General features: G+C 36.4%; 12 protein-coding genes and 2 pseudogenes. 4 read left to right on the top strand and 10 right to left on the bottom strand.

What is annotated here, in order from left to right; translation table 11 throughout:
- The first annotated feature begins 748 nt into the window (after positions 1–748).
- Positions 749–2,644 (top strand): PrkA family serine protein kinase, encoded by a 1,896-nt coding sequence (locus G5W_RS0110715; RefSeq protein WP_010096567.1) that lies wholly within the window; start codon positions 749–751, stop codon positions 2,642–2,644.
- Positions 2,645–2,884: 240 nt separating this feature from the next.
- Complete coding sequence (gene yhbH / locus G5W_RS0110710) at positions 2,885–4,057, top strand: sporulation protein YhbH (protein WP_010096566.1); 1,173 nt, start codon at positions 2,885–2,887, stop codon at positions 4,055–4,057.
- A 50-nt stretch (positions 4,058–4,107) separates the two neighbouring features.
- Here yhbH and ymzB read toward each other — a convergent pair whose 3' ends face one another.
- Positions 4,108–4,458 carry a protein YmzB gene (gene ymzB / locus G5W_RS0110705; RefSeq protein ID WP_010096565.1) on the bottom strand — a complete coding sequence of 117 codons (351 nt, stop codon included), beginning with the start codon at positions 4,456–4,458 and terminating at the stop codon, positions 4,108–4,110.
- A 201-nt stretch (positions 4,459–4,659) separates the two neighbouring features.
- Between ymzB and htpG the strand changes: the two genes are divergently transcribed.
- Entirely contained in the window at positions 4,660–6,543 is a 1,884-nt protein-coding gene (gene htpG, locus G5W_RS0110700) for a molecular chaperone HtpG (RefSeq protein WP_010096564.1), read from the top strand.
- Between the two features lie 57 nt (positions 6,544–6,600).
- Here htpG and G5W_RS0110695 read toward each other — a convergent pair whose 3' ends face one another.
- Positions 6,601–7,605: a metal ABC transporter solute-binding protein, Zn/Mn family gene (locus G5W_RS0110695; RefSeq protein WP_010096563.1), complete on the bottom strand. Its 1,005-nt coding sequence runs from the start codon at positions 7,603–7,605 to the stop codon at positions 6,601–6,603.
- A gap of 157 nt (positions 7,606–7,762) precedes the next feature.
- Here G5W_RS0110695 and G5W_RS0110690 point away from each other — a divergent pair, with 157 nt between their 5' ends.
- Positions 7,763–9,163 carry a SpoVR family protein gene (locus G5W_RS0110690; protein ID WP_010096562.1) on the top strand — a complete coding sequence of 467 codons (1,401 nt, stop codon included), beginning with the start codon at positions 7,763–7,765 and terminating at the stop codon, positions 9,161–9,163.
- Positions 9,164–9,225: 62 nt separating this feature from the next.
- On the opposite strand, the gene G5W_RS0110685 is transcribed toward G5W_RS0110690, so the two are convergent.
- The 8 genes and pseudogenes from G5W_RS0110685 to G5W_RS0110650 all read right to left on the bottom strand — a co-directional run bounded on the left by G5W_RS0110685 (position 9,226) and on the right by G5W_RS0110650 (position 14,907).
- On the bottom strand, positions 9,226–10,353 hold the full coding sequence (locus G5W_RS0110685; RefSeq protein WP_010096561.1) for a hypothetical protein: 1,128 nt from the start codon (positions 10,351–10,353) through the stop codon (positions 9,226–9,228).
- Entirely contained in the window at positions 10,340–10,864 is a 525-nt protein-coding gene (locus tag G5W_RS0110680) for an RNA polymerase sigma factor (RefSeq protein WP_010096559.1), read from the bottom strand. Before G5W_RS0110680 ends, G5W_RS0110685 begins: the two co-directional genes overlap by 14 nt.
- 307 nt (positions 10,865–11,171) lie before the next feature.
- Complete coding sequence (locus G5W_RS0110675) at positions 11,172–11,567, bottom strand: DUF5360 family protein (RefSeq protein ID WP_010096557.1); 396 nt, start codon at positions 11,565–11,567, stop codon at positions 11,172–11,174.
- Positions 11,568–11,684: 117 nt separating this feature from the next.
- Positions 11,685–12,038 carry a hypothetical protein gene (locus tag G5W_RS24870; protein WP_010096556.1) on the bottom strand — a complete coding sequence of 118 codons (354 nt, stop codon included), beginning with the start codon at positions 12,036–12,038 and terminating at the stop codon, positions 11,685–11,687.
- Entirely contained in the window at positions 12,028–12,267 is a 240-nt protein-coding gene (locus tag G5W_RS0110665; protein WP_010096555.1) for a helix-turn-helix transcriptional regulator, read from the bottom strand. The genes G5W_RS24870 and G5W_RS0110665 overlap by 11 nt, the downstream gene beginning before the upstream one ends.
- A 210-nt stretch (positions 12,268–12,477) precedes the next feature.
- Positions 12,478–13,065: pseudogene (locus tag G5W_RS20930) on the bottom strand (ABC transporter ATP-binding protein); the annotation flags it as partial.
- Positions 13,035–14,085: pseudogene (locus G5W_RS22165) on the bottom strand (NAD(P)/FAD-dependent oxidoreductase). The pseudogenes G5W_RS22165 and G5W_RS20930, both read right to left, overlap by 31 nt.
- A 282-nt stretch (positions 14,086–14,367) precedes the next feature.
- Entirely contained in the window at positions 14,368–14,907 is a 540-nt protein-coding gene (locus G5W_RS0110650) for a GNAT family N-acetyltransferase (protein WP_010096548.1), read from the bottom strand.
- Positions 14,908–15,233: the final 326 nt, after the last annotated feature.

Below are 15,233 nucleotides of genomic sequence, written 5' to 3'. Positions count from 1 at the left end.
CAATTTTTTGAGATTTTCTTGGGGAAATTTAGGACAACATTTTTGGAAGGGGTATCATCGCGTTCTTGAAGTGAATTTGTTGGAAAGAAGATGAAGAAAGAGGTTATCATCGTGTTCTTGAGGTGAATCATGGAGAAAGAAGATGAAGAAAGAGGTTATCATCGTGTTCTTGAAGTGAATCATGGAGAAAGAAGGTGATGATAGTGGTTATCATGACGTTTTTGAAGTGAATCATGGAGAAAGAAGGTGATGATAGTGGTTATCATGACGTTTTTGAAGTGAATCATGGAGAAAGAAGGTGATGATAGGAGCTATCATGTACGTTTTTGAAGTGAATCATGGAGAAAGAAGGTGATGATAGTGGTTATCATGACGTTTTTGAAGTGAATCATGGAGAAAGAAGGTGATGATAGTGGTTATCATGACGTTTTTGAAGAAAATCTAGGAGAAAGAAGATGATGATAGGAGCTATCATGACGTTCTTGAGGTAAAACCAGGAGAAAGAAGATGATGATAGGAGCTATCATGACGTTTTTGAAGTAAAACCGGAAGAAAGGAGACGATGATAGGGGTTGTTATCGCATTCTTGAACCAAATCTCTACAAACTAAGATCGTGATAACCACTCTGAATGCATTTATACTAATAACGCCCCCTCGTCCCCGACTTAACTCCATCTTCTAAGGCATCTTGATGCAGGCTCATGCATAAGCTATATAAACCGCGTCCAAGATGGAGGGAAGACAAACATGGATATTCTTAACAAGGTGAGAAGCTTTAGAGAAGAAGAGAACCGCTTAAAGTGGGAAGGTACTTTCGCGGAGTACCTAGAAATTATAAAGGAAAGACCCGAAGTGGCTCAGACTGCACATTCTCGTGTATATAATATGATTAAGGCTGCCGGGATTAAAGAACGAGATGGTCGTAAGATGTATGAGTTTTTTGGTGAAGAGATTTTTGGATTAGAAGAGGCAATTGAACGACTTGTTGAAGAATACTTTCATCCGGCAGCAAAGAGGTTAGATGTTCGCAAACGAATTCTTTTATTAATGGGCCCGGTAAGTGGTGGGAAATCCACTATAGTGACCATGCTAAAGCGAGGATTGGAAAAATATTCACGGACAGATGGGGGCGCTGTTTATGCCATCAAAGGTTGTCCGATGCATGAGGACCCTCTACATTTGATTCCAAACCATTTAAGAGAGGACTTTTTCGATGAATATGGCATTCGTATCGAAGGAAGTCTATCTCCATTGAATACGATGCGCCTGGAAAAAGAATATGGTGGGCGTGTAGAGGATGTTATGGTGGAGCGAATCTTCTTTTCAGAGGATAAGCGTGTTGGAATTGGAACTTTTAGTCCGTCCGATCCCAAATCACAAGATATTGCGGATTTAACAGGAAGTATTGATTTTTCTACGATCGCAGAATATGGATCTGAATCCGATCCAAGAGCCTACCGATTTGATGGAGAATTAAATAAGGCAAACCGTGGCATGATGGAATTCCAAGAAATGTTGAAGTGTGATGAAAAATTCCTATGGCATTTACTATCCCTAACACAAGAGGGGAACTTCAAGGCTGGAAGGTTCGCGCTAATCTCTGCGGATGAGCTAATAGTAGCACATACAAATGAGTCGGAATATCGCTCGTTTATCTCAAATAAGAAAAATGAGGCGCTTCATTCGAGAATTATTGTAATGCCTATTCCATATAACCTACGAGTGAGTGAAGAAGAACGAATCTATGAAAAGATGATTAACCAAAGTGATATGGCACATGTTCATATTGCTCCACATGCACTACGAGTAGCGGCTATTTTTTCCGTTTTAACGAGATTGAAAGAATCCAAGAAACAAGGGATGGATCTGCTGAAAAAAATGCGCTTGTATGATGGAAAGAGTGTGGAGGGGTATAACCAGGTTGATGTAGAGGAGTTAAAAAAGGAATTTGCTACAGAAGGCATGGAGGGGATAGACCCTCGTTATGTTATCAACCGGATTTCGTCGGCTATTATTCGTAAAGAAGTTCCTTCCATTAATGCACTCGATGTCTTGCGTTCTTTAAAAGAAGGTCTTGATCAGCATGCATCGATTTCGGTTGAAGATAAGGAAAAATATATGAATTACATCTCTATCGCAAGAAGAGAGTACGATGAAATAGCGAAAAAAGAAGTACAAAAGGCATTTGTGTATTCCTATGAGGAATCGGCTAAGTCATTGATGGATAATTACCTAGATAACGTAGAAGCCTTTTGTAATAAAAATAAGTTAAGAGATCCATTAACTGGTGAGGAAATGAATCCAGACGAAAAGCTAATGCGTTCTATTGAGGAACAAATCGGTATCTCTGAAAATGCGAAGAGGTCCTTCCGAGAAGAGATTTTGATTCGAATCTCTGCTTATGCTAGAAAGGGTAAGCGATTTGATTATAACTCCCATGAACGCTTACGAGAGGCAATACAAAAGAAACTATTTGCAGACTTAAAAGATGTGGTTAAAATTACGACCTCTTCCAAGACTCCGGATGAGTCGCAATTGAAGAAAATAAATGAAGTGATTGCTAGGTTAATAGATGAGTATGGTTATAACTCTGTATCAGCAAATGAATTACTGCGATATGTCGGTAGTTTATTAAACCGTTAATATGTAAAAAGGTAACAAGTGGCTAATAGCTAGTCTTGTTACCTTTTTTTAATCTATTATTTTCGGTATATTGCAATAATATGCGCCCAACTGCATATTATAGTGAAAAGTATCGAATTCTTCTGAAAGATAACGGTGCTTTTAGCAGCTAGCTTGGCGATTATTGAGCCAAGAGCATGTAAGGTATTCGCAAGATGTGAATGCCTAATTTGAATACAACTTAGAATAGGAGGGGATGTTGTGCAGGAAGGTAAACAAAATTTTGTCATCTCCGAAGAAAACTGGTCCCTCCATCGCAAAGGCTTTCAGGATCAACAACGACACATGGATAAAGTAAAGGAAGCCATAAAGAATAATTTACCAGATCTGATTAGTGAAGAAAGCATCGTGATGTCTAATGGGCGGGACATTATCAAGATACCTATCCGTTCATTAGATGAGTATAAAATCCGGTATAATTACAACAAATCGAAGCATGTAGGGCAAGGAGATGGAGATAGTAAAGTTGGAGATGTAGTAGGAAGGGATCCGAATGCGAAAGGTCAAAAGGAAAACGGCCCTGGCGATGGAAAAAAAGCAGGCAATCAGCCTGGAAAAGACTACTATGAAGCTGAGGTATCATTAGAGAAGCTAGAGGAAGCCCTATTTAAGGAATTAGAATTACCAAACTTAAGAGAAAAGGAAAAAGCTGAGATTGTTACAGAAAAAATTGAGTTTAATGATGTAAGGAAGAAAGGTTTGATGGGGAACATCGATAAAAAGCGGACCATATTGACGGCGCTTAAGCGAAATGCGAGGAAAGGTAAATCTGGAATAACGCCAATATATAATGATGACCTCCGATTTAAGACGTGGGATGAAGAAGTGAAACAAGAGTCTAAAGCAGTCGTCCTAGCGATGATGGATACTTCAGCATCGATGGGTTCATTCGAGAAGTATATGGCAAGAAGTTTCTTTTTCTGGATGACCCGATTCCTAAAAACAAAATATGAACATGTGGATATAGCGTTTATCGCTCATCATACTGAGGCAAAAGAAGTAACAGAGGAAGAGTTCTTTACCAAAGGGGAAAGTGGAGGTACGATTTGCTCATCTGCTTATACAAAGGCTATTGAACTAATAGATGAACGTTATAACCCTTCTCGCTATAATATTTATCCATTTCACTTTTCCGATGGGGAAAACATTACCTCTGACAACCCAAAATGTATCCGGTTAGTAAATGAGATCATGGACGTCTCGAATATGTTTGGTTATGCTGAAGTGAATATTTATAATCGTCATTCGACGCTAATGCGTGCTTATAATACGATTGAAGATCCAAAGTTCAGGCACTATATTTTAAAAGAAAAACGTGATGTGTATCATGCGATGAAAAGCTTCTTCCAGCGAGAGGCAGCGGTGAATGTATAAGAGAAGGAAAATCCCTTGGAGTAATCTCCTCGGGATTTTTCTAATGGTCCTTAAGTCAACTCGATTTTATAAACCCCACGCTCTGTTGTAATGAAAAATTTCTCCCCATCAAACTCATACATCGTACTATCCTGCAATGGGATTTCATAATTGGGCGAAGGTAGAGGTTGGGTACTCATGGATGCTAATGTTTCAATATGACCATCGCCTACAAGTTGTAAGCTATGCATTGGTACATAATCATCAATCCTACGCGTATTTCGATCATAAGAGATATGTTGCAAATTCAACACGATTTGATCGACATCATCCATCTCATGCTTTGTGATTTTTACCGTTCTTCCGCTCCATTGCTGAATCCGTGAATTAAATTCTTCGACAGATAAAAATTGGTGTTCCATAGTATCCCTCCTGAGTTTAAATTCTCCTAATTCATAAGGAAATATGCGGACATGAAAATTAGGCAAAATATAGTCCATTCCAATTGACACAGTCATAACGGTATGATATTTATAATTTTATAAAGAATTAGCACTCTAGATGATTGAGTGCTAAAAAGCATGCGTCTTATATCTTTAAATATGATAGAAGGAGTGTTGGAAATGGGAAAAAGAAAGTTTAAAGCAGAATCCAAAAGACTATTGGAATTAATGATTAACTCCATTTATTCACAGCGTGAAGTATTTTTACGTGAATTAATTTCGAACGCAAGTGATGCAATTGATAAGATTTATTACAAAGCATTAACAGATGATACGATTACATTTAATCAAAGTGATTATTATATAAAAATTAAAGCGGACAAGGATTCACGTACTTTAAAAATTATCGATACTGGTATTGGTATGACCGAAGATGAGTTGGAAAAGAATCTTGGTACTATCGCCAAAAGTGGTTCCTTCAACTTCAAGAGTGAAAATGAAATAAAAGACGGCCACGATATTATAGGTCAATTTGGTGTTGGTTTCTATGCGGCGTTTATGGTTGCGGATGAAGTTACTGTAATTAGTAAAGCACTAGGAAGTGAGCAAGCATTTAAATGGGTATCCAAGGGTACTGACGGCTATACAATTGAACCTGCCGAAAAGGAATCTGTAGGAACAGAAATTACCTTAAAAATAAAAAATAACACAGAAGATGATAATTATGATGAGTACTTAGAAGAGTATCGATTGAAAGAAATAATTAAAAAGTACTCCGACTTTATTCGATTCCCAATTAAAATGGATGTTACGAAAAGTAAAAAAGAAGACGATAGTGATGAGTATGTTGATTATGTGGAAGAAGAAACAATCAACAGTATGGTTCCAATTTGGAAAAAGAACAAGAGTGAACTGACCGATGAGGATTATGAAATCTTCTATCAGGAAAAGCGATATGGCTTTGATAAACCAATTAAATCGATTCACTTAAATGTGGATGGAACAATTCGCTACAATGCCATTTTATTTGTACCAGAGAATCGTCCATTCGATTATTACTCTCAAGACTACGAAAAAGGTTTGGAATTGTATTCAAACGGTGTGCTAATTATGGAGAAGTGCGCTGATTTAGTTCCAGATCACTTTAGCTTTGTAAAGGGATTAGTGGATTCAGAAGACCTTTCCTTAAATATTTCACGTGAGATGCTACAGCAGGATCGTCAGCTAACCTTAATCGCAAAAAATATTGAGAAGAAAATAAAAACTCAACTATTAAGCTTACAACGAGACGATCGAGAAAAGTATGAAAAATTCTTTGAGGCATTTGGCCGTCAATTAAAATTCGGTGTTTACAATGAATTTGGAATGCATAAAGATACATTGAAGGATCTATTACTATTCTACTCATCAAAAGAGAAAAAACTCGTGACATTAGCGGAATATGTTTCTAGAATGCCAGAAGATCAGAAATATATCTATTATGCAACAGGTGATTCCATTGAACGCATAGACAAGCTACCACAAACAGAGCTTGTAGCGGATAAAGGCTATGAAATCCTGTACTTTACGGAAGAAATTGATGAGTTCGCAATTCGAATGCTCATGAACTATGATGACAAGGAATTCAAGTCTGTATCCAGCCATGATCTTGGAATCGAATCAGAAGATGAGAAGAAGGCATCAGAGGAAGAGACGAATGAGAACAAGGAACTCTTTGCGTACATGAAAGAGAAACTAGCTGGAAAAGTAAAAGAAGTACGTGTCTCCAAACGGTTGAGAACTCATCCAGTGTGCTTAACGGCAGATGGAGAGATATCGATTGAAATGGAAAAAGTAATTAATGCTATGCCTGACCAGCATGTAACCGCAGAGAAGGTACTAGAAATCAATCCGAATCATGATGTTTTCCTAACATTGAAGGATGCATATGAAAACGATAAAGAGAAATTGGAACTATACACGAACATATTGTTCAACCAAGCTTTATTAATTGAAGGCTTACCAGTGGAGGACCCAGTGGAACTAACCAATAATATGTGTAAAATTATGGTTGCTTCTTCTTAAAAGAAATACCCAGCACACGGAATATGTGCTGGGTATTTAACTGTGAAGAAGTGCTAATTATTTTAAAGCTTTATCTAAGGTTTCTAAATTTCGTTCCATTAAGCTAAAATAATCTTCTCCGTTTTCGATATCTTCGTCTGTTAGTGTAGATAGATTATGCAAGTATAGTGGCTCTGCTTTAATTTCTTCACGAATTACATCGGCAACTTTTGGTGTAACATTTTGTTCGAAAATAACATATTTGATGTCCTTTTCTTTAGCGATTTGGATGATCTCGGTTAACTCGCCTTGTGAAGGCTCTTGACTAGATGATAGTCCAGCAATGGCGATTTGTTTGATGCCATAGCTTTCCTCCCAATAACCATAAGCAGCATGAGAAACAATCATTTCAGGATTACTTTTTGCCTCCACTAGTTGGTGAAATTCGTTATCTAACTCTTGTAAGTTGTTCACAAGTTCTTCGTAGTTTTTCTCGAATTCTTCTTTAGCCTCAGGTTTCAATTCAATCAGTGTATCTTTTATACTTGCTGCTAATGTGATTGCTCTATGAGGATCAAGCCACACATGTGGGTCTTGATCACCATGGTGATGTCCGTCCTCTTCATGTCCTTCGTGTTCATGTTCTTCTTCACTATGTTCATGATCATCTTCGCCATGTCCATGATGTTCTTCGTCCCCATGATTATGTTCATGTGTCACAGCTTCTACCCCACCCGCAGCTTCTACTATCGTGACATCTTCATCTTCAAGTGTTTCGTGAATCTTCACTGCATAGGTTTCCATCCCGAGCCCGTTATAGATAAAAGCATCTGCTCTAGCGATATCTAATATTTCCTTTGAAGTAGGCTCGTAAGTATGGCTATCTGTTCCAGGCGGTATAAGCGTGGTAACCTCTACATGTTCTCCACCAATTTTCTTGGCGAAGTCTTCTAGAGGGTATATAGATGTGTAGATGGATAATGTTCCCTCATCTTTTGAGTGATCTGAACTTGCACTACTTCCACAAGCTCCTAACATTACAATTAAACTCAGTAAACTTACGAAAAACAGTATTTTTTTCAATACAAAACTCTCCCTTTGTAAAAACTAAGATTGATTATATCGTAATGGTTACGGTTTGTAAATAGTAACGGTTACGATTTATGTTTATTCTTGTACCACGTTCATCATTCCAACTTTCTCTCATAAACTATAAAAAGCTTATTTGGAGGGATCACCATTGACCGATTCGAAAGAACTTCATAAAGCCATAGAAGAAATTACGGAAATTGCTGTTGGATTTGGATTGGACTTTTATCCAATGCGATATGAAATTTGTCCTGCTGATATAATCTATACGTTTGGAGCGTATGGGATGCCGACCCGTTTCTCTCATTGGAGCTTTGGAAAACAATTTCATCGAATGAAGTTACAATATGATTTAGGACTGAGTCAAATCTATGAGTTAGTTATCAACTCTGATCCATGTTACGCATTTTTATTAAATACAAATAGCTTAATTCAAAACAAACTCATTATCGCGCATGTCCTTGCGCACTGTGACTTCTTTAAAAACAATGTTCGTTTTTCCAATACGAGGAGAGATATGGTAGAGAGCATGACGGCAACAGCGGAAAGAATTGCAGAATATGAGATTCTTCATGGGAAGGGTGAGGTAGAAAAATTCCTAGATGCTGTCCTGGCTATTCAGGAACATATTGATCCTTCTATCGTTCGCCCAAAGCTACCACAGTATAAATGGGAAGAAGAGGAATCCCCAATCAAGAAGGCTCAAACACCATATGATGATCTTTGGGATATGGATGAAAAGCCGGAAGAGACTATGCCGAAAGTAAATCGAAAAAAGAAACTTCCTCCAAGACCTGAGAAGGATTTACTCCTATTCATTGAACAATATAGTAGAGAGTTAGAAGACTGGCAACGGGATATACTGACGATGATGCGGGAGGAGATGTTATACTTCTGGCCGCAGCTTGAGACGAAAATCATGAATGAAGGCTGGGCTTCCTACTGGCACCAACGCATCATGCGCGAACTAGACTTAACATCCGATGAAACCGTAGAATTCGCCAAACTAAACTCCGCCGTCGTGCAGCCATCCAAACAACAAATCAACCCCTATTATTTAGGCTTGAAAATCTTTGAGGATATTGAGGAACGCTATAATAATCCAACTGAAGAGATGATAGCACGGGGTGTTAAGCCAGGATATGGTCGTGAGAAAATGTTTGAAGTACGTGAGATAGAATCGGATATTTCATTTATCCGGAACTATCTAACAAAGGACTTGGTAGAACGAGAGGACTTGTATCTATTTGAAAAGCAAGGACCGTATTACAAAATATCAGATAAAGACTATGAAAACGTCCGTGAACAGTTAGTTTCGATGCGGGTCAATGGGGGGTTCCCATATATTACAGTAGTGGATGGAGATTATATGCGTAATGGTGAATTGTATTTGGTTCACGGATACGAGGGTATGGAGCTTGATCTACATTATTTAGAAAATGTACTGCCTTATATTCATCAATTATGGGGTAGGAAGGTTTATTTGGAGACATATGTGGATGATAAGCTGACAGTTTATAGTTATGATGGGGATCGGGTTTTTAGGAGATAAATACAAAGTAGTAAACAGCCAAGTATATGAGCTTGGCTGTTTTTTTGTGTTATCATACAAAACTATTTCACCCTGACTTTCACATAATGGTTTACAATCCCATGTGCGTATTCCCCGACTATTTCATAAATATATGTCCCAGATTTATCTGGTGCCGTAAAGGCATTCTGCTTAATATTTACCTTTTTCACTTTTTCTTCCTTTTCCAGCATATAGACGCTTAATTTGTTAGGATCATGATTAATAAATTCCAATGTAACCATGTCACTTTTATTCACCTTCAGTGTATCTAAATTCTTTTCAATATCACCTTGAAAAAAATCCCCCATCATCATGCTTCCGTCTTCTCTATTAAGTGTACTCGTACCATTAAAAACTTTCACAGCGCTACTCCCTGCTATAGCATTGACACAAGGAATATACCCTTCAGGGCAGTTGGCACTAGTGTATACATCCGATTCTGGTGTATCATCAGTTATTCTAAAAGTAAGTTTTGAGATTAACTGGTTCTCAGGTTCGTAATATTCTAGCTGCTGATGTAACTCATCCAATACAATAAAGGAACTAAGTGTATATTCTCCACGGTCTGCAGCAATAACTTTTCTGTTTTCTTGTTTAATCAGTTTCATATCCCATTGGAAATCCTGCTTAATCGTTTCATGAGGTCCTATTTTGACAAGGGCATAGTCATAAAACGAACGTCCCTTTAAATTAGAATGCTCCTGGTTAGATTGTGGAGTTAAAAGCTGATATAACATTTGCCCCCTCTTTTCTACCATAACCGCTGAGATACCTGCTTCTATATCAATCGGAACAGGGACATAGATTTCTTTAGCTGTACCGTTATGGTTCGTGATCGTTATAGTTGCTACAAAATTATCGTCTAAGGAATACGTACTTTTATCAATTGTCAATTCGAGTTCAATTCCGTCCATTTGGTTAGATATGGAGGTTGCTAGATGCTGCTGCTGGCTAAAAATAATCCAGCTTACAGAAATTAGAACAATAATGGTGGCTAAAGTAACCGTTAATCGGCTATAGGAAAGCGGTTTTTTTTCTTGTTTATCCTTCTGATTTAGCCTTGATAGAATGATATGATAGGATTCTAAGGATTCACCCTGCGTCAACCGGTTATTTCGTAATTTTTTTAAGTCCTTATCAAGATTTGATTGTTCTTCATACCGTTTCATTGGTAAATCCCTCCTCTACTAACTCTTTTCGAAGTGCTTCAAGTCCACGGTGTAAGACTGTTTTCACTCGACTTTCCTTCCAGTCTAGAACTAGAGCAGTCTCTTTTATAGAGAATTCCATGATTTTCCGTAACACGATAACATCTCGGGTAGGTCTGTTTAGCTTCAAGAGTGCGCGGTGAAGCAGGGCAATATCTTCATTTAATTCGAGGCTCTCTTCTGGTGTTGGTTGTTTGGAATGAATAGGAGAATAATAATCCAAATAATAGGAGACGGGATGTTTCTTTCGTATGTAGTCTATCGTTACATTCCGGGCTATGTGATAAATCCATGTTTTCGGGGAGGATTGGCCCCTGAAACGCTCCCAATTTATAAATACTTTTACAAAGGTATCCTGCATTAGATCCTTTGCTTGCTGTCTCTCACCAATCATGAGTAATATGTAAGTAAATATTTCGTTATGGTATTGCGCGTATAGTATCTTTACTTGGTCCTCTAATTGTTGCCCCATGGAGTACACCCCCCTTTTACGGATTTATATATAGACGGGAAAGTTTTAAGAAAGTTTCAGAGAATCGTTATTTTATCTCATAATAATTAAACTAAACCTAATAACATTGTTAAAGTCTGGATGTTTTTTGGGATAGAAGAAGTCCGATTAGGAATAGTTATTCTAAAAAAAGTGTTGGACTATTGGCATCAATGAGGCTGCTATTTCACAAGAAAAGATAAATGCCTCCCAAAAAATTGGTGGCATTGTACAACAACAGCTTCTCTTAGCATTATACATGTAATTCTTCTCTATAAAGTCATGAATGTTATCTATCACGATTCGGTTTTAGTAAAGAAGGAATATAAAATAATGGATATAGTAATAGATAGAGATTCGGTATCCACCACATAAGGTCAAAGTCAAGCTTGATAATCCAAAAAACAATAGCTTGTAACCCAGAACAAAAAGTAAGTGTAAGTGATAATAATGCAAAGGATTCCCATTTTGCATTTTTTTGTCTATGTAAATAGATACTTGCAATTCCAGTTACAGAAATCAAAATGTCTAGAGGGAAAAATGACCAATTCCAGATTACTAATAACTCATTTTGATAATCTTGATACAGATACTCCTTTGGGATTAATTCAAAGAAAGTAACTACCCAATAAATAATAAAACCAATATCTGTTAGTAGAAATAAAACTCTAAGAGATTTACTCATTTTCAAGCCTCCAATTATTTTTAACCCTCCAATACTATAAAGGCCTAACAATCCCAATCTTCTTGTTAAATTATTCCTTATAATTGATGATATGGAAAGTTTGCTATCTATAATTATTTAATTTAAAAAATCTCTATTATATTGAATAGCTAGATATATTCCTGACGCCAGGAACGCAAGAGAATATTTAAATAAGAAGAAAATCTCCCACATATATTCTTTCGGAAAGATCAAATCGCATAATATTACACTACATAGCATAATAAGGGAGCTTTTTAAAAAAATTGGGCTTGTTCTCTCGTCCGACTTACCCATCTTTCGTTGATATACGTATACAAGAATCCCTCCGACTAAAATCAATGCAAGACCACTACCAATAAGAATGTTCCAATTATAAGTTGAATTTTCCGCCCAGATTCTTAAAGGGTCAAAGAGTATATTTGATACTTCTGAGATAGACTCAAATTTCATTTTGATCACTACCTTTCACATAAGTAAAAATATCGTTAACATCTACATTAAAAAAATCAGCAATTCGAAAAGCTAAGACAAGAGAAGGGGAGTAATTATTTTTCTCCATCACAAAAATGGTTTGTTTAGACACGCCTACAGCTTCAGCTAACTCCTTTTGTGACATTCTTCTTAACACCCTGTGTTCATACACTTTATTTTGAATAGAATCTCCGAAGTCTTTTTTCACATCTAATACCTTCCTTTCCTTATATAACTATAATAAATTATTTATTTATAAATGTAAAGTAAACTTATACATTGTAATATTATTATTTTACTAATGTAAGGTTTGCAATTATTACTTATTGATTAAGTGGTAATAAAAAAGGCCGATTTTCGGATTGGAAATTCGACTTTTTCTTTCTAGATCCCTATATATCTCACATCTCCATGTAAATCAATCTTTTACATGATAGCGACCTTTAGGAATAATTAATGGAGTATCAGAGATTGGGTCAGAAATGACAACACAATTTAGATCAAAAACAGATTTTACTAGTTCACTAGTTAGGACTTCAGTAGGTTTACCTTCTGCAACTAGCTGCCCTTCCTTTACAGCAAATAGATGGTCTGCATAACGAGCTGATAAGTTAATATCGTGTAATACCATCACAATTGTTGTATTGTACTTTCGGTTTAAATTTGTTAATAGGTCTAATATTTCTACCTGATACGTGATATCTAAAAAGGTAGTAGGTTCATCTAGAAATAGGATATCGGTCTGTTGTGCAAGTGCCATAGCAATCCAAACACGCTGTCTTTGTCCACCTGAAAGCTCATCAATGTCATAATCTGCAAACTCTGTTATGTTCATAAATTCCATCGCTTCTTCCACAGCTTCATAATCTTTCTTGGACCATCCACTGAATAAGGATTGATGTGGAAACCTGCCTCTACCGACTAAATCCGCTACAGTAATCCCATCTGGTACAACAGGAGATTGTGGAAGAAGCCCTAAAATTCGAGCCAATTGCTTCGGTGGGATAATATTTCTTTTGTGAAAGCTATATTTTTCTCTTTAAATTTTTCGTTATGCGAGGAAACCATTGCATATTGGCTGGCCTGTGGATCGATATACATTTTAGCGTTGTTGACTGCAAGAACTGCATCTTGAAAAGTACCTACTATTAAACTCACTTTGTCGTCATACGAGATAATATCACCAGCACCAAAAATCCCTGGAACTGATGTTTTACATTGACCTTGACTAACTAAATAATATTCATCCTTGCGTTGAGGTTTTATATCATCAGCAAACGTTAATGATTCTTCACGATTAAACCCATGGCAAATCAAAACTTCACCAACTTGTAATGGAGTGGCCTGTCCATTTTGTGAAATGATAACTTGTTCAATTGCTGTTTGCTTATCATTTGGTACAAATGACTGTATTTCTGCATGAAGCTTTATTTGCACCCCGTGATCTTTTAGTATCTTAACCTGAGATTCGTGGGCAGTTAATTGTTCTTTGCGATAGATAAGAACGACTTCACTTGCAACGGATAGCAGTTCGACTGCCCAATCAATTGCTCCGTTTCCACCACCAGATACAAGAACTCTTTTATTACGGTAGCGTTCCAGAAATCGTATACTGCAAGTTTGTCATTTCATATTTTTCAGAGCCTTCAATTTCAAACTTAATTGGATTTAATATACCTCCACCAACAGCTACAATGATTGTTTTAGAATAATGAACTTCTTTTGTATTCGTTGATATGACAAACATATTATCTTGTTTCTTTATCTGTTCCACTTTAGTATTGAGACATATTGTCGGTAAAAAAGTATTCGCTTGATTTATTAAATTTTGAACAAATTGATGTGCCTGGATTGTTGGAATCCCACCTACATCCCATAAAACCTTCTCAGGATATGTATTCACTTTTCCACCTAGGGCAGGTTGTACCTCAATAATTTTAGTTTTCATATTTCGTAAACCACTATAGAAAGCACTATATAAACCGGCAGGACCGCCACCAATAATTGTCACATCAAATATCTCCATGTTATCCCCCTAAATAAGTCAACCTGCTAAATACTGATAATAATTCTCAATAAGTAGATTATTGATGAAATTGATAATCATTTTTAATGACTTTCTTCATTAAAATAGATTTTTGAACAAGAGTTTTACTCCTATTTGCTAGGTAAATATAAAAAAGCCGATTACCAAATTGAATAATCGACTTTCTTATAGCTAAAGAAATCTATAGCACACTTTTCACAAAGGTTTTATTCATTTAAGGCTGGTCCATGTGTTTTATATATATTAGATTTACACGCCTTTTTATAGTAAACGAATTACCTCTTTTGCCTTTTTGGGGACTACTTGATAAATTTCCTCAACTTTATAAGTATGAATTTCCTTATAGACTGTATTCATATTTTCAAAAATTTCTCTTTCTGTTATATCTCTGTTTGACCAATACATAATTTCCAGCTTTGTTTCCGATTTGGCCACAAATGCTTGAAACATATAATCGATGGATTCTGCCAACTTAAAATCCAACTTCCTATAAAAACGAAGCCTACGTTCCGTGTCGGGTTCATTTTTATCAATCGGTTCAACTTCTATTATAATTGGTTTATTTTTCTCTTTTAATGTTTCAATAACTTTTCTTCCAATTCCCTTCCCTCTCGATTTTTCCGAGACCCATAGGAAATCAATAAAAATAAAATCAGGGAATTCACTGTATATTGCAATATGATATGGACCTTCTTCTTTATAGTAAATATCTCCTCTTTCCTTTAATAAACAATCCAACTGTGCTTTCGATTTCATTTCTTCTTCTGGAAAATATGATTTTAATTCTTCATACCAGTTCAATGTTAGACCTCCTAATTTTACTTCCTATTGTCATGGCTCATCACAATTTTATAATTGTCATTTTAAAGTATCTAGTTACACTATAGTCAAGGGTGAAAACTATGAAAAACTCAAAAGGTGGTATTACCCATCTTAGCATTTAATTCATTCATGGTCTTCTCGACCGATTTTCCTTCTTCATAGTTGGAAAAATCAATCGGGATATCACTCGTTTTCTCTTATCCTAGGATAGATAATTAGTTGCTGTGAATGGAGAATTTTTCGTTGAAAAGTAGTTATTACTTGAGTATGTTGACGTTTAATCTATTGAACTAACTTTTAATAAA

Origin of the sequence: Ornithinibacillus scapharcae TW25 (assembly GCF_000190475.1) — a bacterium.
GTDB classification, from domain to species: Bacteria; Bacillota; Bacilli; order Bacillales; family Amphibacillaceae; genus Ornithinibacillus; species Ornithinibacillus scapharcae.
Note: the sequence above shows the minus strand (reverse complement) of the source record. Positions and strands in the feature narration are given on the sequence as shown.

Excerpts from the sequence above, each read along its gene's own strand:
- G5W_RS0110715 (WP_010096567.1), top strand. The coding sequence starts at position 749 with ATGGATATTCTTAACAAGGTGAGAAGCTTTAGAGAAGAAGAGAACCGC.
- ymzB (WP_010096565.1), bottom strand. The coding sequence starts at position 4,458 with ATGGAACACCAATTTTTATCTGTCGAAGAATTTAATTCACGGATTCAG.
- htpG (WP_010096564.1), top strand. The coding sequence starts at position 4,660 with ATGGGAAAAAGAAAGTTTAAAGCAGAATCCAAAAGACTATTGGAATTA.
- G5W_RS0110685 (WP_010096561.1), bottom strand. The coding sequence starts at position 10,353 with ATGAAACGGTATGAAGAACAATCAAATCTTGATAAGGACTTAAAAAAA.
- G5W_RS0110680 (WP_010096559.1), bottom strand. The coding sequence starts at position 10,864 with ATGGGGCAACAATTAGAGGACCAAGTAAAGATACTATACGCGCAATAC.
- G5W_RS0110675 (WP_010096557.1), bottom strand. The coding sequence starts at position 11,567 with ATGAGTAAATCTCTTAGAGTTTTATTTCTACTAACAGATATTGGTTTT.
- G5W_RS24870 (WP_010096556.1), bottom strand. The coding sequence starts at position 12,038 with ATGAAATTTGAGTCTATCTCAGAAGTATCAAATATACTCTTTGACCCT.